The sequence below is a fragment of the Thiobacillus sp. genome, assembly GCF_024708915.1.
The window spans coordinates 16,673-35,400 of record NZ_JANJXQ010000110.1; the positions used below are offsets into that span (position 1 = coordinate 16,673).

At 60.5% G+C, this 18,728-nt stretch carries 23 protein-coding genes; 9 read left to right on the forward strand and 14 right to left on the reverse strand.

Going from position 1 to position 18,728, the window contains the following annotated elements; all coding sequences use genetic code 11:
• Position 1: 1 nt before the first annotated feature.
• From Q0L94_RS08160 to Q0L94_RS08170, 3 genes are read left to right on the forward strand one after another with little or no spacing between them, the layout of a single operon-like run.
• Positions 2-943, forward strand: coding sequence for an NAD-dependent epimerase/dehydratase family protein (locus Q0L94_RS08160; RefSeq protein WP_296752278.1), 942 nt, complete (start codon positions 2-4; stop codon positions 941-943).
• Positions 940-1,896 (forward strand): glycosyltransferase family 4 protein, encoded by a 957-nt coding sequence (locus Q0L94_RS08165; RefSeq protein ID WP_296752281.1) that lies wholly within the window; start codon positions 940-942, stop codon positions 1,894-1,896. The genes Q0L94_RS08160 and Q0L94_RS08165 overlap by 4 nt, the downstream gene beginning before the upstream one ends.
• Positions 1,886-3,721, forward strand: a complete 1,836-nt coding sequence (locus Q0L94_RS08170; protein WP_296752284.1) for a nucleoside-diphosphate sugar epimerase/dehydratase — start codon at positions 1,886-1,888, stop codon at positions 3,719-3,721. Before Q0L94_RS08165 ends, Q0L94_RS08170 begins: the two co-directional genes overlap by 11 nt.
• Positions 3,722-3,845: 124 nt before the next feature.
• On the opposite strand, the gene Q0L94_RS08175 is transcribed toward Q0L94_RS08170, so the two are convergent.
• From Q0L94_RS08175 to thiO, 8 genes are all read right to left on the reverse strand, one after another.
• A complete protein-coding gene (locus Q0L94_RS08175; protein WP_296752286.1) occupies positions 3,846-4,976 on the reverse strand; it encodes a glycosyltransferase family 4 protein in 1,131 nt (376 codons plus the stop codon).
• A 37-nt stretch (positions 4,977-5,013) separates the two neighbouring features.
• Positions 5,014-5,430, reverse strand: a complete 417-nt coding sequence (locus Q0L94_RS08180) for a putative toxin-antitoxin system toxin component, PIN family (RefSeq protein ID WP_296752288.1) — start codon at positions 5,428-5,430, stop codon at positions 5,014-5,016.
• Entirely contained in the window at positions 5,417-5,686 is a 270-nt protein-coding gene (locus tag Q0L94_RS08185; RefSeq protein WP_296752291.1) for a type II toxin-antitoxin system prevent-host-death family antitoxin, read from the reverse strand. Before Q0L94_RS08185 ends, Q0L94_RS08180 begins: the two co-directional genes overlap by 14 nt.
• Positions 5,687-5,749: 63 nt before the next feature.
• Complete coding sequence (locus tag Q0L94_RS08190; RefSeq protein WP_296752293.1) at positions 5,750-6,721, reverse strand: mitochondrial fission ELM1 family protein; 972 nt, start codon at positions 6,719-6,721, stop codon at positions 5,750-5,752.
• On the reverse strand, positions 6,714-7,007 hold the full coding sequence (locus tag Q0L94_RS08195; protein ID WP_296752296.1) for a type II toxin-antitoxin system RelE/ParE family toxin: 294 nt from the start codon (positions 7,005-7,007) through the stop codon (positions 6,714-6,716). The genes Q0L94_RS08190 and Q0L94_RS08195 overlap by 8 nt, the downstream gene beginning before the upstream one ends.
• The gene (locus tag Q0L94_RS08200; RefSeq protein WP_296752299.1) at positions 7,007-7,237 is read right to left on the reverse strand and encodes an addiction module protein; all 231 of its coding nucleotides are present in this window, start codon (positions 7,235-7,237) and stop codon (positions 7,007-7,009) included. The genes Q0L94_RS08195 and Q0L94_RS08200 overlap by 1 nt, the downstream gene beginning before the upstream one ends.
• Positions 7,238-7,326: 89 nt before the next feature.
• A complete protein-coding gene (locus tag Q0L94_RS08205) occupies positions 7,327-7,902 on the reverse strand; it encodes a Uma2 family endonuclease (protein ID WP_296752303.1) in 576 nt (191 codons plus the stop codon).
• 175 nt (positions 7,903-8,077) lie between these two features.
• Positions 8,078-9,184, reverse strand: coding sequence for a glycine oxidase ThiO (gene thiO, locus Q0L94_RS08210; protein ID WP_296752305.1), 1,107 nt, complete (start codon positions 9,182-9,184; stop codon positions 8,078-8,080).
• A gap of 106 nt (positions 9,185-9,290) precedes the next feature.
• Between thiO and Q0L94_RS08215 the strand changes: the two genes are divergently transcribed.
• Genes Q0L94_RS08215 through Q0L94_RS08240 form a run of 6 tightly spaced genes read left to right on the forward strand, consistent with a single transcriptional unit; the run spans position 9,291 to position 15,044 of the window.
• A complete protein-coding gene (locus tag Q0L94_RS08215) occupies positions 9,291-9,818 on the forward strand; it encodes a GspH/FimT family pseudopilin (RefSeq protein ID WP_296752308.1) in 528 nt (175 codons plus the stop codon).
• Between the two features lie 13 nt (positions 9,819-9,831).
• Entirely contained in the window at positions 9,832-10,269 is a 438-nt protein-coding gene (gene pilV / locus Q0L94_RS08220; RefSeq protein WP_296752310.1) for a type IV pilus modification protein PilV, read from the forward strand.
• A complete protein-coding gene (locus tag Q0L94_RS08225) occupies positions 10,266-10,961 on the forward strand; it encodes a PilW family protein (RefSeq protein WP_296752312.1) in 696 nt (231 codons plus the stop codon). The genes pilV and Q0L94_RS08225 overlap by 4 nt, the downstream gene beginning before the upstream one ends.
• A 5-nt stretch (positions 10,962-10,966) precedes the next feature.
• Positions 10,967-11,518, forward strand: a complete 552-nt coding sequence (locus Q0L94_RS08230; protein WP_296752315.1) for a PilX N-terminal domain-containing pilus assembly protein — start codon at positions 10,967-10,969, stop codon at positions 11,516-11,518.
• A gap of 29 nt (positions 11,519-11,547) precedes the next feature.
• Complete coding sequence (locus tag Q0L94_RS08235; RefSeq protein ID WP_296752318.1) at positions 11,548-14,616, forward strand: PilC/PilY family type IV pilus protein; 3,069 nt, start codon at positions 11,548-11,550, stop codon at positions 14,614-14,616.
• Complete coding sequence (locus Q0L94_RS08240; protein ID WP_296752321.1) at positions 14,613-15,044, forward strand: type IV pilin protein; 432 nt, start codon at positions 14,613-14,615, stop codon at positions 15,042-15,044. The genes Q0L94_RS08235 and Q0L94_RS08240 overlap by 4 nt, the downstream gene beginning before the upstream one ends.
• 43 nt (positions 15,045-15,087) lie before the next feature.
• On the opposite strand, the gene ispH is transcribed toward Q0L94_RS08240, so the two are convergent.
• The 6 genes from ispH to Q0L94_RS08270 form a co-directional block, all read right to left on the reverse strand.
• The gene (gene ispH, locus Q0L94_RS08245; RefSeq protein WP_296752324.1) at positions 15,088-16,014 is read right to left on the reverse strand and encodes a 4-hydroxy-3-methylbut-2-enyl diphosphate reductase; all 927 of its coding nucleotides are present in this window, start codon (positions 16,012-16,014) and stop codon (positions 15,088-15,090) included.
• Positions 16,015-16,102: 88 nt separating this feature from the next.
• Entirely contained in the window at positions 16,103-16,393 is a 291-nt protein-coding gene (locus Q0L94_RS08250) for a type II toxin-antitoxin system RelE/ParE family toxin (RefSeq protein WP_296752327.1), read from the reverse strand.
• Positions 16,381-16,671: a ribbon-helix-helix protein, CopG family gene (locus Q0L94_RS08255; RefSeq protein WP_296752330.1), complete on the reverse strand. Its 291-nt coding sequence runs from the start codon at positions 16,669-16,671 to the stop codon at positions 16,381-16,383. The genes Q0L94_RS08250 and Q0L94_RS08255 overlap by 13 nt, the downstream gene beginning before the upstream one ends.
• A gap of 105 nt (positions 16,672-16,776) precedes the next feature.
• A complete protein-coding gene (locus Q0L94_RS08260; protein ID WP_296752332.1) occupies positions 16,777-17,214 on the reverse strand; it encodes an FKBP-type peptidyl-prolyl cis-trans isomerase in 438 nt (145 codons plus the stop codon).
• Entirely contained in the window at positions 17,211-17,684 is a 474-nt protein-coding gene (gene lspA / locus Q0L94_RS08265; protein WP_296752341.1) for a signal peptidase II, read from the reverse strand. Before lspA ends, Q0L94_RS08260 begins: the two co-directional genes overlap by 4 nt.
• A gap of 16 nt (positions 17,685-17,700) precedes the next feature.
• On the reverse strand, positions 17,701-18,728 hold a 1,028-nt coding region (locus Q0L94_RS08270), incomplete at its 5' end, for a class I tRNA ligase family protein (RefSeq protein WP_296752335.1).

Sequence of the window (18,728 nt, forward strand, 5' to 3'; positions counted from 1 at the left end):
AATGGCCGCAAAAATTCTGGTCACCGGAGCATCGGGCTTCATAGGCAGGGCGCTGCTTGAACATTTGCGCAGTGAAGCTTACGACGTACTGGGTTCGGTGCGTGTGGTCGCGGCGCGGGAACGAGGTTTCATCCTGGCACCGGAGTTGTCTGCAACATCCGATTGGCGTGAGGTGCTCGTGGGTCGGGACGTCGTGGTGCATACAGCGGCGCGCGCCCATGTCCTGAAAGAAACTGAGCAGAACCCGCTTGCGGTTTTTCGCATGGTCAATACAGCAGGCACATTGAATCTGGCGCGCCAGGCAGCGGCAGTGGGCGTGCGCCGTTTTGTTTTTATCAGTTCGATAGGCGTACATGGCTTGTTCACCCGCGAAGGGGAATGTTTTACAGAGCAAAGCCCGCCCGCGCCGCACAACGACTATGCGCTATCAAAGTGGGAGGCTGAACAAGGGCTGCAGGAAATTTCCTGCGAAACCGGGCTGGAAATCGTTATTGTGCGCCCGCCGCTGATTTATGGGCCGGGGGTGAAGGCGAATTTCCTGCATTTGCTGAAGCTAGTCGAGAGTGGCTGGCCGTTGTCCTTGGGGGGGATTCGCAACCGCCGCAGTTTTCTGTTTCTGGGTAATTTCGTCGATGCGATCCGGCTATGTGCGGAGCACCCTGACGCAGCTGGGCAGACTTTTCTGCTGGACGACGGCGAGCCGGTTTCGACGCCTGAGCTGATCCGTGCTGTGGCGCGTGCCATGGGCCGGCCGGCGCGCTTGCTTCCGGTGCCTGCCAGCATGCTGGAACTGGCGGGCAGTCTTCTGGGCAAGCGCGCAGCCGTCACACGGCTTACGAGCTCGCTTGTCGTGGACAGTTCGGCTATCCGGTCGCGCCTGGGCTGGGCCCCGCCGTTTTCGATGGAAGCGGGATTGGCAGCGACTGTGTCGGCTTCGGCATGATGTGGCTTGCACCGTTTTCTGCTTTTGTCATCTGCTGGCTGACGTTGGCCTGGCTGCTGCGATGCGGCCGCCTGCCGATGGACCATCCCAATGAGCGTTCGCTGCATGCGACACCAACGCCGCGCATCGGTGGGCTGGGCATCATGGCCGGGGTATTGGTGAGCAGTGTGTTTCTGAGTGGGGCAGGTCTGCTACCGGTTCTGCTGATGACGTTTGTGCTGGCTTCCATGTCGGTGCTGGATGATGTGCGTGGGTTGCCGGTCGCGCTACGCTTTTTTGTGCACTTCGCGGCAGCGCTGACGAGCTTGCTGGCACTTGGGCTGACCGGCTGGACATTGCTGCTGGGTACGCTGGCGGTGGTGTGGATGACCAATCTGTATAACTTCATGGATGGCTCGGATGGCTTGTCAGGCGGTATAGCCACAATCGGTTTTGGTTCGCTGGCGCTGGCCGCGTGGCTTGGCGATGCGCCAGCACTGGCCGCGCTTTGCGCGTCGATTGCGGCAGCGGCGCTGGCATTCCTGCGTTTTAATTTCCCGCCCGCGCAGGTGTTCATGGGCGATGCTGGGTCGATTCCACTGGGATTCCTGGCCGCCGCACTCGGTATTCTGGGTGCCCGGCAGAACGTGTGGCCGTGGCTGTTCCCGCTTGTGGTGTTCTCGCCGTTCATCGTTGACGCCAGTGTGACCCTGGGGAGCCGTATGTTGCGTGGCGAAAAATTCTGGTTGGCGCATCGTTCGCATTATTATCAGCGCGTGGTGCTGCTGGGCGCATCGCATCGCCAACTTGCGATGGCCGCTTATGGGCTGATGCTCGCGGGCGCCGCACTGGCATTCACGCTCTTGGCGCTGCCGCAGCATGCTGCGTGGCTGCTTGCACTGTGGATCGTGGTTTATATGCTTATCTTCCTCGCCATCGACTGGCGCTGGTATCGCACTCGTAATGAACATTAACCCCCGTACCATCACGGTCATCCTGCACGACATTCTGGCGGCGGCCTTCGCTTGGCTGGCTGCATACTGGTTGCGCTTCAATCTGGCGCTATCGCCCGAATTCCAGGCCGCCGCGCTGTCCACCTTGGCCTGGGTGGTGCCGCTGCAGGCCGCGGTGTTCTGGCGTTTCGGCCTCTATCGCGGGATCTGGCGGTTTGCCAGCCTGCCCGATCTCAAGCGCATCGTACTGGCCGTCGGGCTGGCGGCATTGCTGGTTCCATTGGTGTTGATCCTGTTCCGCGTCAGCGCGGTGGTGCCGCGTTCGGTGCTGATTCTCGATCCATTGCTGCTGGTGATGCTGATGGGTGGAAGCCGTCTGGCCTACCGCGCGTGGAGGGAGCATCGGCTGGCCAGCGTGCTGCACCCGGACAGCAAACCGGTGCTGGTGGCGGGGGCGGGCTCGGCGGCCGACTTTCTGCTGCGCGAACTGGCGCGTAATCCGGCTGGGTTTCATGTGGTTGGACTGCTGGACGACAGCCGCGACAAGCGCGGGCGGCTGGTGCAGGGGATTCCGGTGCTGGGGCCGCTGGATGAGGTCGCGGTCTGGGCACGCAAAATGGAGGTGGACGACATCGTGCTGGCGCTGCCGTCGGCGGCGCACGCGGTGCGCAAGCGCATCACCCAGACCTGCAGCGACGCCGGGCTGAATGTGCTGACCGTGCCGTCGCTGGAAGATTTGGTGGCAGGCCGGGTGTCGGTCTCCAGCCTGCGCCGTATCGAGCTCGACGATCTGCTGGGGCGCGACCCGGTGGCGCTCGACGACAGTGGCCTGCATCAGTTGCTGACCGGCCAGGTGGTGATGGTGACCGGCGCGGGGGGCTCGATCGGCTCGGAGCTGTGTCGCCAGATTGCGCGTTTTGCGCCGGCGAAACTGGTGTTGTTCGAGCAGTCGGAGCTGGCGCTGTACGCGATGGAGCAGGAATTGCCGCAGCGTTTTCCCGACTTGCAGATTGCACCGATGATCGGCGACGTGAAGAACGCCGTGTGGGTGAACCAGGTGATGGCCGAGCAGCGTCCCACCGTGGTGTTCCATGCCGCCGCCTACAAGCATGTGCCGTTGATGGAGAACGACAATGCCTGGGAGGCGGTGCGCAACAACGTGCTGGGCACCCAGGTGGTCGCCGCCGCGGCGCAGGCCAACGGCGTCGGCAAGTTCGTGATGATCTCCACCGACAAGGCGGTCAATCCGACCAACGTGATGGGGGCGACCAAGCGGCTGGCGGAGATGGCGTGCCAGGCGATGCAACAATCGACCGGCACGCGCTTCGTGTCGGTGCGCTTCGGCAACGTGCTCGGCTCGTCCGGCAGTGTGATTCCCAAGTTCCAGAAGCAGATCGAGGCGGGCGGGCCGGTGACGGTGACGCATCCCGAGATCACGCGCTTTTTCATGTCGATCCCCGAAGCCGCGCAACTGGTGCTGCAGGCTGGCCTGATGGGCGAGGGCGGCGAGATTTTCGTGCTCGACATGGGCGAACCGGTCAGGATTGCCGAACTGGCCCGGCTGATGATCCGCCTGTCGGGTGCGGACGAAGACCGCATCCGCATCGAATACAGCGGCCTGCGTCCCGGCGAGAAGCTGTATGAGGAATTGCTCGCCGACGACGAGTCGACGCTGCCCACTCCGCATCCCAAGCTACGGGTGGCTAAAGCGCGCGCCGCCGACGCCGGCTGGTATGCCGAGTGCCTGGCCTGGCTGGATCACTCTGAGACCCATGACGAAATGACGGTCAAGCGCCAGTTGAAAACCTGGGTGCCGGAATATCAGCCGGAGTCGTTCGCGGCATGAATGCCGTGCAACGCGCCAGGCCCCTCCGCATCCTCGTCATCGGGTAGGGCGAGTTGGGCGAGTAGCGTTTGTCTACGCTGTGACGCGCGCGATGACAACCGGCTGCGACGACAGGACACAGGCATCAGCGACGCGGTGCGCGCGCCAGCTGCTCATATAGCGCCAGCGTCTGATCCAGCATCGCTTGCAGCGGGAAAAAATCGCCCGCCGGAACCGCTTCTGGATGTTGCAGCAGTTGGGCGATGTGCTGGCAGGTTTCGTCGAGCCGGTCGAGCGGCAGCAGTCCGGCAGGATAGACGGTGCGCAGGATTTCGCCGACGCCGCCGTGGTCGTAGCCTGCCGTCGGCACGCCCAGCCGCAGCGCCTCCAGCGTGGTGCGGCCGAAGGACTCGGGCTGGGTTGATAGCGACAGCACCAGGCTGGAAATCGCCAGGATGTTTTTCAGGTCGTCGCGCTGGCCGGTGAAGCTGAGGTCGGTTTCCAGACCCAGGCTGCGCACGCGGTAGCGCAGCTTCTGCAGATAGCGCTGCTTGGATGACGACGCGCCGCCGACGATGATTCCATGAATGGGCAGTCCGCGCCGCTTCAGCCGGGCAATCGATTCGATAAAGTCTTCATGCCCCTTGAGCCGGGTGATGCGGCCGGGCAGGGTGAGCAACTGCTTGCCGGCGGCGTTCGGAAACTGCGCAAAGAATGCCTGCTGCCAGCCGGGGTCGGGCTTCCAGCCGTGCGGGTAGGCTTCGCCGTCGACCCCGCGATGGATGACCTGGATGCGCCAGGGCAGGGTGTCGGGGTATTCGCGCAGGATGTAGTCGCGCACGGTTTTGGACACTGCAATCACCCGTTCGCCCTGCGTCATGATGCGGCTGTAGCGATTGACGCCATACATGCCGTGCACCGTGGTGACGAAACGCGGGCGGGTGGATGGATCCATGCCGCGCCAGGCAAGCCAGGCAATCCACGCCGGCACGCGCGAACGCGCATGGATGATGTCGACCTTTTGTTCCAGCAGAAACTTGCGCAGCCTGCCGACGAGCCGCAGCGTTTTGAGCGATTTTTTGCCGATCGGCCAGGCGAAGTGTTCGGCGCCGGATGCAACCAGCGGCGCGACCTGCCGCCCGCCCGCCGACATCACCAGCGCGCGGTGGCCGTGCTCGACAAGCGCTTGCGCCACTTCGAGCGTGCCGCGTTCCACTCCGCCGGATTCCAGCGCGGGCAACAGTTGCAGGACGGTCAGTTTGCGGGCGGCGGTCATGCGAAATTTGCGAGATAGATGATATGCAATGCCGGCTTTATTTGATGCCGACCAGAAAGGCTGCTGGCGGGAGGATGGGGATTCCGCGCCAGGGATGCATGTTCGTTAAATGCGGATCGCTGGAGATGATCAGCTCGGCTACGGCTGCTTCGGCCAGCGCCAGAAATATGTTGTCTTTTGGATCAGGGCAGTCGGTCACGATGATCGATACATCAATCATCGTTGCGCGTTCCCGAAAGCCGGCGATAAAAGCCTCGCGCTGAGTTTTGGGCGCATAGCGGTCGAACTTTGACCGGCCTAATACCAACTCCAGTTCCGCCAGCGTTTCGTGGCTGACGCATACATCGAAATCCAGCAAGGATTTTTCCAGGGCCAGGGCGGGAATGGAGTCCGGGCGGATTGCAGCGCTGACCAGAATGCCCGTATCCAGAACCACCCACCTAGCGAAGCTCATGGACCAGGCGGTCGATATCGTCGTCGGTCAGCGAGGCCGCATCGGGCAGGGGAGCGGAGTGCTGTTTGTAGCTCGAATACCAGCGGACGGCATCCTCGCGGCGCTTGCGGATATCCTGCAGTTCCTTGAGGTCGTGCTCGGAAACCACATAGGCAACCGTGCGGCCGCGGCGCGTGATTTCGATCGGTTCGCGTTGCGCTCGATCAATCAGTTCGCCAAATCGGCTCTGCGCCTCAACTGAAGTTACGGCAATCATGGTTTCACCCTGTAATGGCCAATGTGGCTAATATGGTCAATATACAGGGTCGGCTGGCGCGTGTCATCGTCTGGGTGCAGCCTTGGCTTGATGCGCATCAAACCAGCGTTGCATGATGTTTTGTGCACAGCGGTCTGCCTCGGCCAGCGGGTGCAGGTTGGGGTGCAGTTCGCCGTGCGCGCACCAGTGCACAAAGCGGGTGATGCGCTGCGCGTCGGCGAGCTGCGCGATCGCCGGGCCGACACGGCTTTTCGGGTTGACCGGCAGATCGAACACGCCGACATCCGCACCTGCCGTCAGCGCTTCGAACACCATCGATACGCTGTCGGGCGTCACCCACACGGTGCTGCTGCGCGCAAGCTGAGCGGGCAGCCAGTCGGGCGGCGTGGCGGTGTGGGGAATGACGGTCAGGTTGGGAAATGCCGGCAGTGCGCCCACAAAATCCGCCGGCGTGCGGCGCGAGGTGGTGAGCGTCCAGCGGGTGTCCGGCGTGCGCGCGAGAATGCTCTTGATCTGCAGCTGCACGGCGTCGCTGTCCCATTCGAAATGCGGCGAGACGCCGCCAATCAGGATCAAGCCGTGGCCCGCATCGCGTGCCGCTGCGGGCTGGATGCGGTTGAGCGCTCCGGCAGTCGCCAGCGTGCGCGCATCTTCCGCAACGCCATCGTGGCGGGGAAGAATGCACAGATCGAAGCAGCGACGCGGCAGGCTCGGCTTCATCAGCACCACGCTGCGCCCGCCGCGTGCGCGCCGCGCCGCCAGCAGCGTCAGGTGGGTGGCGTGTCCCGCGCCGACGATCAGGTCGGGCCTGGGCAGTATGTCGCCGGGAAGACGTTTCAGCAGCAGCGCCAGCCAGGCCCGCCAGGCTGGCAGGGCGCGAAGGATATGGATTTCGGCGGGGACGGCACGTGCCAGCGCCTCGCCCAGCCCCAGCGACTGGTTGACGTGGCCCGGTTTGCCATCGCTGACGATCCAGACGATCAGCGGCAGGCTATTTCGGCCGTTCGAGGAGGCGGCAGACCGGACTTCAAGCAAGACGCTTCCGCCAATATCCAGGTTCACGGTGGCTGTGCATGACCGCGACAATCAGAATATGGTCAGGCTCGACGGTGTACAGGATGGCATAGGGGAAAATACGTGTTAAACACCGCCGAATATCTTCTTCAAATATGCCCCATGTATCGGGCGCGTCGAGAATCAGATGGATGGCATGCTCCACTGCGCCGATAAATCGCAGTTCCAGTCCGGCTTGGCAGGCGGCGTAATGCCGGGCGGCTTCTTCGTATTCGGCCAGCGCATCCGGATGGAACTCAAATCGCACTACGGGAACATCCGGCGAATACGGGACAGTGCCTCATCTCCCGGGATCGTCTGGACAGACCCGCTACGGACGTCGTTGCGTCGGCGCAGCGCCTCGTTTACCCAAAGTTCGTGGGCATAACCGTCTTCCAGTGGATCGAGGCTCTCGGCCAGGCGGTCGGCCAGAAGCGCACGCGCTTCGCTCGGCAGGGCAAGCGCCTCTTCTGCGATCTGTTCAACGGTCAGGTTCATGAGATGTACTCCTTTTATATGCGTTCAAATTGTAGCCATGAACATCACTTTTCCCTACTTGCGGTCGACGCAAATATTCATATAGCGTCTCAGACAACGAGCAGCCCCGTATCCTCGTACAAATCGTCCAGCGACAGGGCGAGGCGGGCGTCGCCGCACGCCACATCCAGCCGGTCTTCGGGCGAGAGTTCCTGTTCGAACCAGGCGCCGTGTTCATCGCGAAAATATACCTTGGCCCACAGCCGCTCCGAATCGACCAGCAGGTAATAGCGCAGGCTTGCCAGCCCGCGATAGGCCGCTAATTTCTCGCGCACATCAATGCTGGCAGTGGCGGGGGACAGCACTTCTGCGATGAGGCAGGGTAACTGTTTGTAGATCGGATGATCGTCAGCCGGATCGCACACCAGCATCGCGTCGGGGTAGTAATACGTCGAGCCGCTGGCAAGCCGCAGCTTCATGTCGGCCATGAACGCACGGCAGGCTTTGCCGCGGGTGGCGCTGCGCAGATGGAAAGCAATATTGAGCGCAATGCGGTTGTGCCGCTCGTTCGCACCCGCCATCGCGAAAATTTCGCCGTCTACCAACTCATGTTTGCTGGTCGCGGCTTCCTCGCGGTGCAGGTAGTCGGCTTCATCAATCGGCGAATGGACGCGGGCTTGTGACATGGCAAGTGACCAGATCGGGTGGGCGAGACGATTATCCTATTGATTCGGTGCGAATTGAAACCCGCCGGCTTGGTAGCGATAAAACCGCTGGCGCCACATTCAAGCCGCAGGGTGCTTGCATTCGCAGTGAGGGCGCCACCTCCACAACGGTGTTCGGCCTGCAATGGATTCCGGGCTAAAAACAACCAGACCATGCCCGCTCAAGCGCCGCCTGCCAGCGATACGGCGCGGGATCGAGCGTCGGCGTCCTGCCTTCCATCAGATCGAGCAGCAGTTCCGCCGCGGCGGGCGCCATCGTCACCCCGTAGCGGTAATGCCCGGCGTTGACGAATACATTGTCGAAATCGGGATGGCGGTCGATGACCGGGATGTTGCCGGGCGAGCCGGGGCGCAGTCCGGCCCAGTGCTGAACCGGCTGCATTCCGGCCAGGATGGGCAGCAATTCGGCGGCGTCGCTGTGCAGGCGCCGGAGCGTGGCCGCGTCGGTCGACTTGTCGAAGCCGGCGTCTTCCAGCGTGCTGCCCGCCAGAATATGACCGTCGCGGCGCGGAATCAGATACAGCCCGTTGTGATAGAGAATCGTGTCGAGCACGCCCGGTTCAAGCTTGAACAGCAGCATCTGGCCGCGGATCGGGCGAATTTGCGGCATGGCCCCCAGTTCGGCCAGTCCCATGCCGGACCATGCCCCGGTGGCCAGCACCACGCTGTCGGCCGGGAAGGTGTCCGTTGCCGTTTGTACTGCAGTTACCCGTCCGCTCTGCGTCAACACCCCCGTGGCCGGGCAATGTTCATGAATCACACCACCCAAACTGAGCACCGCCGCGCGCAATGCCGCCACCAGGCGCGGGTTTCGCACCTGCGCCACCTCGGGCAGCCAGATACAGTTTTGTTTGCGGGTATCGGGTGCCAGGTTCAGCGTACGCCGGCAATCGATATACGCGGCCATTCCGTGGGTTGCGCACCAGGCCTGCGCCTGATCTGGCTCGGCCACATCCAATGCCAGCATCCCGCAGCGCCAGAACTCCGCATTCTGCCGCGATATCGCCTCGATGTCCGCTACCCAGTCCGCATAGCCTGCCATCGAACGCAAGGCCAGCGCGGAAACCGGCCCCGCATAGTCCCATGGCAATAGCGGTGAGAGGATTCCGCCCCCTGCCCACGACGATTCGCCGCCCGTGGCGCCGCGATCCAGCAGCGTGACGTGTGAGCCACGCTGCAAAATAGCCAGCGCAGCGCTCAAGCCCGAGATGCCGGCGCCGATAATGATGACGTTGTGAGTCAATGAAAAAGCCCGAAATTGCCGTTCATTCTAGCAAAGCGGCCATTGGTCCGTAGTGACTTGTTCGGAGGGTTCGTGATGATTAGGGTGCAGATCGGACGGGTGAAAAATGAAAATCAGGTCATACGGATTCACGTTGGTAGAGCTCATGGTGACGGTAGCTGTCATCGGCATCCTATTGACGATTGCACTGCCCAATTTTCGGATATTCGTTTTGAATTCCCGGATGACTGCCCAGGCAAACGAGTTTCTGACCATGGTGAGCTTTGCGCGCGCAGAGGCAATTAAACGCAATGCCCGTGTCACGATGTGTGCCAGCAGTAATGGCACCAGCTGTACGGGCGGGTGGGCACAGGGCTGGATTGTATTTGTTGATGCTGGTGTGGCAGCAGATGCCTCGGGGGACGAAATACTGCGGGTTCATCCCGCACTTGATGGCGGCAGCACCCTCGTGGGGAACGGGAATGTGGCGAGCTACATTTCTTATGTTTCGAATGGCCAATCGAGGCTTGCGAACAATGCAATGCAAGGCGGGACTCTGAACTTGTGCAGCCCGGATACCACCGTGTCCGGCAAGGATATTGTGCTGACTCTGGGTACAGGCCGGGCACGCATAAATACGGTGTCGTGTAGCTAGCTAAAGCGAGATCATGCATAAACAGAATGGCTTTACTCTTCTTGAGGTGCTGGTTACCCTGCTGATCGTCAGCTTGGGGTTGCTGGGTATTGCCGGCATTATTGCCAACAGCCTCAAAGTCAATCAGGGCGCCTATATACGTTCGCAGGCAAGCTTGCTGGCCAATGACATCATCGACCGCATGCGTGCCAACAGAACCACGGCCGAGACATCCCCCTCGCCTTATGCGCTCGCCAGTTGCGCTGCCGCTCCAGGTGGTGCCACCGTTGCGCAAACGGATCTCAAGCAATGGTGTGATGCATTGATCGCCACCATGCCTTCCGGATCGGGTACAGGGTCGGTAACTGTGGGCGCTGCGCCGGCCTGGAAAATCACCGTTGTCGTGCAGTGGAATGACTCGCGTGCGGGTGGGTCGAGCGCCCAGCAATTCACGGTTGAAACGCGTTTATGAAACACATTAATTCAGCTCCTTGTTTGATCCGGCAACTTGGTATGAGCCTGATTGAGCTTATGGTCGCGATGACCGCGGGTCTCGTGCTCTTGATTGCTCTGGCCTATTTCTTTTTGGGCAGCCGCCAGATCAATCGAACCCATGACGACGTATCACGCATGCAGGAAAGTGGGCGTTATGCGCTGGAGATATTAGGCAAGGCCATCCGTCAGGCAGGTTACCGGACAGATGCGGACAGCCCTTTTTCGGGCGTCGCTTTGACCGGTGCCGATGGGGCGAAAGACACGATTACAGTCCAATACGATCCACAAGAAGGCGGCGAGGCGGACTGTACCGGTGCCAATGTCGCTGCGGGGACATTGGTGACCTACGCTTTTGCGGTAAATGGCTCACGAGAGCTTACCTGCAATAACGTTGTAGTGGCTGACAACATCGAAGACATGCAGATTGCCTACGGGATTGATGCTAACAAGGATGGGGTGATCGAGTCTTACCAAGCGGCAGGTGGGGTGGCCAGCTTCGGACAGGTGGCAGCCGTACAGGTGAGCCTACTGGTTCGGGGGGGCACCAGCAATGTTGCAGCAAATGGCAGTCAGACCTTCACATACAACGGCGCCCCCACGACTAGGACGGACGGATTCTTGCGTCAAGTCTATACCGCCACCTACACAGTCAGAAACCAGGCCAAGTGAGAATCATGTCAACCCGCCGCCTTAAGTATGTCCTTCACAAGGAATCCGGTGCGGTATTGATTACCGGGCTGATCTTCATGGTGGTGCTGACCATCATTGTCATTTCGGCCTTGCGCAGCGCCACGCTCGAGGAACGCATGGCTGCCAACGCACGCAACCGGCAGCTGGCACTGCAAGCAGCGGAGGCTGTATTGCGCGACGCTGAAACCGCCTTGTTCGCGGCTGCCCCATTTGATCCGTTTACTCCCGCCAGCTTTACGCCTGGCTGTACGAATGGCTTGTGCAGGAAGCCTGTTGCTGGCGATCCACCGAGATGGCAAACCATAGACTGGAATGATGCTGGTGTGACCCGCTCGTTTGCGTCGGGGACATCCAATCTGTCCGGTGTAGCTGGCCAGCCCAGATACTTTGTCGAGATTATGAATACTCCGGTTTTGGGCGGTGGCGGTGGCATCTGTCCAAAAATCCTATTCAGAATCACTGCGCGTGGCGTAGGCATGGATAACTCCACCGTATTTGTCCAGACTATGTTCCGGCATCTGCCGGCCAGTTGTTGAGTCGCGATTTGTCGCATTGGAGAAACAGCATGAGTGCACATAAGGGATATTGCGTAACTGGGCTCTTCTTATTGGTCTTTCTGGGCCAGAGCTCGGCGCAGGCTGCTGCCAGTTTTGATCCTGACACCCAGCCCGTAGGCTACGTGGGCCAACCAGAAGTCACCAATAATATTGTGACCTCCGGCACGCAACAGCTCTTTTCCATTGATTACAGCTCGCAGGACTGGAGTGGAAATATGCATTCCTACCCCATCAATGCGACAGGTTCCATTACTCCGATTGATAACTGGACAGGAGGGGCTGCGGCGAAGATTGATGCGCAGGATTATGATGCCGGCCGCTATATTGCCACCATGGACGGCGCCACTAAAATGCCGTTCCGTTGGTCGAGTTTGTCCAGCAGCCAAAAAAGCGTCTTGGATTCCGGCACCTCCGGTTCAGCCACAAGCTCCCCTGTTCTGGATTACATCCGGGGCGACCGCAGCAATGAGAAACCGCTGGGTCTGAACTTCCGTGCACGCTCGACTGTGCTGGGGGACATCATCCACTCAACTCCGGTCTACTGGGATGACGGTACTCACAAGACTGTGTTCGTGGGCGCCAATGATGGCATGTTGCATGCCATCGACGCCGCAACCGGAACGGAGCGTTTTGCCTATATCCCCTCCGTATTGATCCCTAAGTTGGCTGATCTGAAAGTCGATCCCTATATCCACAAGTATTTTGTGGATGGCCGGATGGATATCCGCAAGTTTGGCAGCACCACCATCCTTGTTGGGTCATTGGGGTCGGGTGGCCAGGGTTTGTTTGCTTTGAACGTTACCAATGCTGCCGCGACAGATGAAGCGGATGCCGCCTCCAAAATTCTCTGGGAAGTCACCAATACGTCTTCCACCGATTATTCCAACTTGGGGTATACGTATGGGCAGCCTGTTCTGGCAACCTTGCCGAGCGGAGCGGCTGCGGTCATCGTGGGTAATGGCTATAACAATACGGGTAATGGCCATGCTTCGTTGTTTTTGATCAATGCGACTACCGGTACGCGAATTGCTGAGATTGACACCGGATCGGGCTCTGCGGGAAGCCCGAACGGGCTGTCCTCCCCCACGGTCATTGATATGGATGTCGATGGCAAGGCAGATTATGCCTACGCTGGTGATATCGACGGTAATTTGTGGAAATTCGATCTGTCCACTAACACGGCCACCTTGCTCTATACCACCAGCCCAGCGCAGGCCATTACCATGGCACCAGGTGTCAAGTCGCATCCCAATGGTGGTTTCATGGTTACCTTTGTCACGGGCCGTATGTTTACGACAGCGGATGAAGCCGATGCGGCTGTCCATTATGCCTATGGAATATGGGACGGCGCACCGGTCACCAATACTAACCTGGTGTCGCAGACCTTGACCGAAGGCAGCTACAGTTCGGTTACGCCGTCTATTCGTGTGCGCACGGCAAGCAACACGGCCCCGGACTGGACAGCAGGCAATCACAAGGGCTGGAAAACCGCGCTTCCAATAGGGGGCGAGCGTGTGGTGGGGGATGGCGCTTATGTGACGGGTTCGGTCTTCCTGTTCATGAGCACTAATCCCACTATTTCGCCCACGGCAACCCCCCCAGGCGAAAACTGGTGGATGCAGCTGAATGCGTTGACCGGCGGCGACAATGGAGCCATTCGTTTTGACTTGGATGGAGACAGCGCCTTCACTGTGGCTGACCAGTTGAGCGGCGGTGAAAACCCGGTGGGGCGTCATATGGGTGGTGGCGTACGTTCCCAGCTGACGGCGCTTTCTGCCTCGGGTTTTGACGTTTACCAGTCCAATTACGACAAGAATGGCGATCCGCCAGTACCGGCGCCGGTCAGCGGGGAGCGCGGAGTGTCCGGCGGACATTTCGACTTCGACATGTATTGCTACTCAGCGTTTTGCAATAACTGGGTGCAACCCAGCGATGGTAAAAGTTACACTGGATCAAATTCGGGCGTTAATTCCGGGCTGAAATATTTCCACGTCCATGAATACGACGACATCTATGATGTGACTGGCGTCAACATGCTCAATGCCAGCCAAGCCAAGTTTAACCTTGGAACGCTTGGCACGACGACATCCACCTCATCCTATACGGATGCGCTTGGCTGGAATTCCAAGCCTACCACCACTACCCAAACCGTTACCCAGCCTACCGCCACGACGACCGAGATAAAGACGGTCACGGTTTCAACCAAGAAAGTAAACAAAAGCGGTAAGGCCTATACACGAACCACGACGACGACCGAGGTCACCACAATCGATTCCGATCTCGGCTTCAAGGTGCTCGTGGCTAACCAGGCTTATTCGCCTGCAGCCAAGATTACTGTGGGTGGGGCACCCTACGTCGAAGTCACCAGCTATGGGACTGATGCTGGTTTAACCGTGGCATCGCTCCCAACTTATAGCTTGTCGACGATTGGTTCACTGGCAGTCAATCTTCCCCTGGATGCGTTCAAGGCCAAGGATTGGGGGACAGGCGTGGTCAGAGCAGGCTTGCACCCGATCAAGTGGTCATGTGCTGTGAGCAGTCCAACCAATGGGCCGAATGGTGAGCGCCGCAATGGGGCTCTGTTAATTCAGATCGTCAAGTCCTCGACGGCAGATACCGATATTCAGTTGAACGTCGCTGACCACCCCGAGTTGGGGTACAGATTGAAAGACACCAGTCTTGGCAGCAAGCTGCTAGCTGAATACAACATGTTCTGGCACCACCCGTCTGACACATGCATGGCAAATTCCAGCTGGAGCAAGGCGCCGCCAGAGGACCATGCAAGCGACGCCATCACTGCCACCCCTGCGACAGGTTCCGATGATCCGGCAGACGGAATATTCAGCGTGGGATCATCTGGGACAGACACCGGCACTGGAACTGGAACCGGAACCGGAACCGGAACCGGAACCGGAACCGGAACCGGAACCGGAACCGGAACCGGAACCGGAACCGGCGTTGCTGAAGGGGTTGAGACGGGTGGGGTTGTCGGTTCGACCGGGGCGATCAGCCTGGGTGGGGTGACCACGCCGCCTGAGGTGTTGGGTCGGGTCAACTGGAGGGAGTTGCAGCAATGAACGCCACTAATGTGGATGCACGTTCGGGAATTCGCCAGCCACGAGGATTCTCCTTAATCGAGTTGATGATCGCCGTGGCTGTCATCGGCATACTCGCTGCGATTGCCTACCCGTCGTATCAGCAATATGTGCTACGGGCAAACCGCGCCGATGCCAAAGCCATCCTGATGGAAAACGTGCAGTTCATGGAGCGATACTTCACGACGAACAACGCTTATGCTGGTGCTACCCTGCCGTCGGCGGTGTCACCCAAGGGAGCGAGCGGGTCAGCAGTTAAATACAACATTACTCCCGCAACAGTAACAACAGCTACGACTTTCACGCTTACGGCAACGCCCGCAAATAGCCAAACCGCCGATACGACGTGTGGCACACTGACCTTGTCCAATACGGGAGTGCAGACCCCCTCTACGGTTGGGTGTTGGTGACGCTCAGAACTATCCATTTACGCGCGGTGAGGCAGGAATAAAGTCATCCCAGGCCTTTCGGCAAGGCGAACGCGATCCTCTCTTGAGCGCCATCAAGGTTCGTTATGGTGCCGATGCCCAATTGATTCAGCCGATCGATAACCGCGCGCACCAGAATTTCCGGTGCCGAGGCGCCGGCGGTGAGTCCAACCCTGTTCTTTCCGGCCACCCACTGCGGATCGATTTCCGATGCGTTGTCCACCATATACGCCGGCACCCCCAGGTGCTCGGCGACTTCCCTTAGCCGGTTGGAGTTGGAACTGGTCGGCGACCCCACCACGATCACCACGTCGCATTGCGGCGCCAAGGCCTTGACCGCATCCTGGCGGTTCTGTGTGGCGTAGCAGATGTCGTCCTTCTTCGGCCCGGTGATGTTGGGGAAACGTGCGCGCAGGGCGTCGACCACGCGCGCGGCATCGTCGACCGACAGCGTGGTCTGGGTGACGTAGGCGAGTTTGTCGGGGTCGGTCACCTGCAGGCTGGCGGCGTCTTCCGGCGTTTCCACCAGATACATGCCGCTTTTCGACTGCCCCAGGGTGCCCTCGACTTCGGGGTGCCCCTTGTGCCCGATCATTACGATTTCCAGACCCTTGTCGCGCATCTTGCTGACTTCGACGTGGACCTTGGTGACCAGCGGGCAGGTGGCGTCGAACACATTGAGTCCGCGTGACTCGGCCTCCAGGCGCACCGCCTGCGACACGCCGTGGGCGCTGAAGATGACGGTGGCCCCGGCAGGCACTTCGTCGAGTTCTTCGACGAAGATCGCGCCCTTGGCCTTGAGGTCGTTGACGACGAATGTGTTGTGGACGACTTCGTGGCGCACGTAGATCGGCGCGCCGAATTTTTCCAGCGCGCGCTCGACGATGGCGATGGCGCGGTCGACCCCGGCGCAGAAGCCGCGCGGGTTGGCGAGAAGAATGGTGGGCGTCATGGCGGGATTGATCCGGGATTGTTCTTGCACATAAATGGCTGGGTCATTTCGGCCTTCGCCGGGACGACGGGCTATTGGATTATCGAGTTTAAAAAGAAACTTCTTTCTGGTGCCGCAGTGCAAGCACGGTGACGAGTTCACCATCTTGGCGGTACAGCACGACGTAGCCGCTGTCGCCAAAGCCGATCGGCCACTCCCGGCACTCCGGTTCAAGGTCCTCGGCGGGCCGCCCGATTTCCGGGTGCCGCGCAATGATCTTGACGCCGGCGCGAATTGCTTTCACGGCCTGACTGGCAGCATCCATATTCTTGCTGGCCAGAAAACGGTAGACACGCTGAACATCAAGCAGGGCGGAAGGCGCCCAAATCAGACGTGGCATTCAGGCGGTTCCACGTCTTTACCTGCTTCAAGCTGGGCAAGCCAGGCATCCGCTTCTTCCAGGCTTACGTGCAGACCGGTTTTCTGATATTCATTCCACGCGTTGATGCCGTCCTGCCGGAAGGCCTCGCGCTTTTCTTCACGTTCGACATACTGGCGGATGGCTTCCAGCATCAACCAGTGCGAACTGCGTTGGCGTGCGTCGGCAAGGCGCTTGACGCGATTTCGGGTGTCTTCGTCGATTTTGATCGCTACGGGGCGAATGGATGTCGCAGTCATGGTGCGCTCCAGTGGGTATGTACAAGTATTACCTTAGCATAAGTCAGTGCCCCGAGCCTGACTCGTTTCAGTCATGGCACAGGCACGGGTTCTCGCGGACAGACGTTACAGAATGCGTACGATTTCCACTTCAAACTCAACCGACAGATCGGCGAGTGGATGGTTGAAGTCGACCTTCACCGCCTCGCCGCCGATTTCCAGGATATGCCCGGCCAGGGTCTGGCCGTTGGGCATGGCGAATTCGACCAGTTGATCGACTTCGAATGCCGTATCCGCCGGCAGATCGGTTTTGGGCAGGGTCTGGATCAGCTCGGGCTGGCTTTCGCCGAAGGCCTGCCAGGGATCGAGCAGGAACACGTGGCGCTCGCCGGGAACCAGGTCGATCAGCCATTGCTCCAGCATCGGCGCCAGAGTGCCGTCGCCGAGCGTCACGGTGTCCGCTTCGGCATCGTCGAAGTTGGAGATGAGATCGTCGCCGCCGCGCGGGCGCAGCGCGTAGCGGAGCTGGAGGGTGTCGCCGGGGGCGACGCTGCGCACGGTCATGGCTGGCCTGCTGCGGCTGGCTTGCCGCGCAGGCTGTCCCATATCAGCAGGGCGGCGCCGACGCTGATGGCGGAATCCGCCACGTTGAACGCCGGCCAGGCAAAGCCGCGATAATGGAAATACAGGAAATCCACCACATGCCCCAGCACCACGCGGTCGATCACATTGCCGAGCGCGCCGCCGAGCACCAGTGCCAGGGAAAATGCCAGCCGCGGTTCGTGCGCGTGGCGCTTCAGCAGGCGCACGATGATCACGGTGGCGACGACGCCCACCGCGATGAAGAACCAGCGCTGCCAGCCGCCGGCGTCGGCCAGGAAGCTGAACGCCGCGCCGGTGTTGTGCACCAGCACCAGCGAAAAGAATGGCAGCACCGGTATCAATTCCTGATAGTCGAGGGTGGACGACACCCACCATTTGGTGAGGTGGTCGGCGACGATGACGGCGAAGGCGATGCCCAGCCATTTGCGCATTGCAGGGTTCAGCAGGTCAAGCATGGTTGCGCGCCTCGCCTGCGCCATGAAGATTGCTCACGCAGCGCCCGCACAGGCCGGGGTGGTCGGCATGCGCGTCGACGTCGTCGCGGTAGTGCCAGCAGCGCTCGCATTTCTTCGCTGCGCTCGGCGCGACGACGATACGTTCTTCTTCCGCCGCGACGACGCCGGCTTGCGAGGTGATCAACACGAAGCGCAGGTCGTCGCCCAGCGGCGCCAGCAGGGCCTGGGTTTCGGGACGGGCGTGCAGGATGACTTCGGCCTGCAGCGAGGAGCCGATGGCGCCGGCGACGCGCACGGTTTCGAGCGCCTTCTGCACCTCGGCGCGCACTGCGCGGATGCGGGTCCAGCGTTCGAGCAGGTCGGCCTCGTTGATCGGTTTGGGCCCAGCGTTCGTCCCCTCGCCCGCAGGCGGGAGATAAGCAGCGACTTGCCCGCTTGCGGGCTTAGTCGATTGCTTAGTGGTCTCATCAGGGTTGGGGTGAGGGCAGGGGTCCGGAAGTTCGTGCCAGGTATGCAGGAACACCGAACTGTCCTCGCCCGCCAGTTGCGTCCACACTTCCTCGCCAGTGAACGACAGGATCGGCGCCATCCAGCGTACCAGCGCATGCGTCAGGTGATGGAGCGCATTCTGCGCCGCGCGCCGCGCGCGGCTGTCGGCGCCGCTGGTGTAGAGGCGGTCCTTGAGGATGTCGAGGTAGAAACCGCCGAGGTCTTCCGAGCAGAAGCTCTGCAGCTTTTGCACGATGAAGTGGAACTCGTAGGCGTCGTAGTGCGCCTGCAGTTCGCCCTGCAGCTGGCGCGTCATCGCCAGCGCGTAGCGGTCGATTTCCAGCCATTGGTCGACCGGCAGCATGTCGGCGGCGGCGTCGAAGTCGGAAACGTTGGCGAGCAGGAAGCGCAAGGTGTTGCGCACGCGGCGATAGACCTCGACCACGCGGTCGAGGATCTCCTTGGAGATCGACAGTTCGCCCGAGTAATCGGTGGACGCCACCCACAGGCGCAGGATCTCGGCGCCGAGCT

Bases quoted from the DNA above. Each gene is read 5' to 3' on its own strand.
- Q0L94_RS08185 (WP_296752291.1), bottom strand. From the start codon at position 5,686: ATGATTGCCGTAACTTCAGTTGAGGCGCAGAGCCGATTTGGCGAACTG.
- Q0L94_RS08230 (WP_296752315.1), top strand. From the start codon at position 10,967: ATGTCAACCCGCCGCCTTAAGTATGTCCTTCACAAGGAATCCGGTGCG.
- Q0L94_RS08235 (WP_296752318.1), top strand. From the start codon at position 11,548: ATGAGTGCACATAAGGGATATTGCGTAACTGGGCTCTTCTTATTGGTC.
- Q0L94_RS08225 (WP_296752312.1), top strand. From the start codon at position 10,266: ATGAAACACATTAATTCAGCTCCTTGTTTGATCCGGCAACTTGGTATG.
- Q0L94_RS08165 (WP_296752281.1), top strand. From the start codon at position 940: ATGATGTGGCTTGCACCGTTTTCTGCTTTTGTCATCTGCTGGCTGACG.
- Q0L94_RS08170 (WP_296752284.1), top strand. From the start codon at position 1,886: ATGAACATTAACCCCCGTACCATCACGGTCATCCTGCACGACATTCTG.
- Q0L94_RS08200 (WP_296752299.1), bottom strand. From the start codon at position 7,237: ATGAACCTGACCGTTGAACAGATCGCAGAAGAGGCGCTTGCCCTGCCG.
- Q0L94_RS08260 (WP_296752332.1), bottom strand. From the start codon at position 17,214: ATGACCGTGCGCAGCGTCGCCCCCGGCGACACCCTCCAGCTCCGCTAC.
- Q0L94_RS08250 (WP_296752327.1), bottom strand. From the start codon at position 16,393: ATGCCACGTCTGATTTGGGCGCCTTCCGCCCTGCTTGATGTTCAGCGT.
- ispH (WP_296752324.1), bottom strand. From the start codon at position 16,014: ATGACGCCCACCATTCTTCTCGCCAACCCGCGCGGCTTCTGCGCCGGG.
- Q0L94_RS08175 (WP_296752286.1), bottom strand. From the start codon at position 4,976: ATGACCGCCGCCCGCAAACTGACCGTCCTGCAACTGTTGCCCGCGCTG.
- lspA (WP_296752341.1), bottom strand. From the start codon at position 17,684: ATGCGCAAATGGCTGGGCATCGCCTTCGCCGTCATCGTCGCCGACCAC.
- Q0L94_RS08240 (WP_296752321.1), top strand. From the start codon at position 14,613: ATGAACGCCACTAATGTGGATGCACGTTCGGGAATTCGCCAGCCACGA.
- Q0L94_RS08160 (WP_296752278.1), top strand. From the start codon at position 2: ATGGCCGCAAAAATTCTGGTCACCGGAGCATCGGGCTTCATAGGCAGG.
- Q0L94_RS08180 (WP_296752288.1), bottom strand. From the start codon at position 5,430: ATGAGCTTCGCTAGGTGGGTGGTTCTGGATACGGGCATTCTGGTCAGC.
- Q0L94_RS08205 (WP_296752303.1), bottom strand. From the start codon at position 7,902: ATGTCACAAGCCCGCGTCCATTCGCCGATTGATGAAGCCGACTACCTG.
- Q0L94_RS08215 (WP_296752308.1), top strand. From the start codon at position 9,291: ATGAAAATCAGGTCATACGGATTCACGTTGGTAGAGCTCATGGTGACG.
- pilV (WP_296752310.1), top strand. From the start codon at position 9,832: ATGCATAAACAGAATGGCTTTACTCTTCTTGAGGTGCTGGTTACCCTG.
- Q0L94_RS08255 (WP_296752330.1), bottom strand. From the start codon at position 16,671: ATGACTGCGACATCCATTCGCCCCGTAGCGATCAAAATCGACGAAGAC.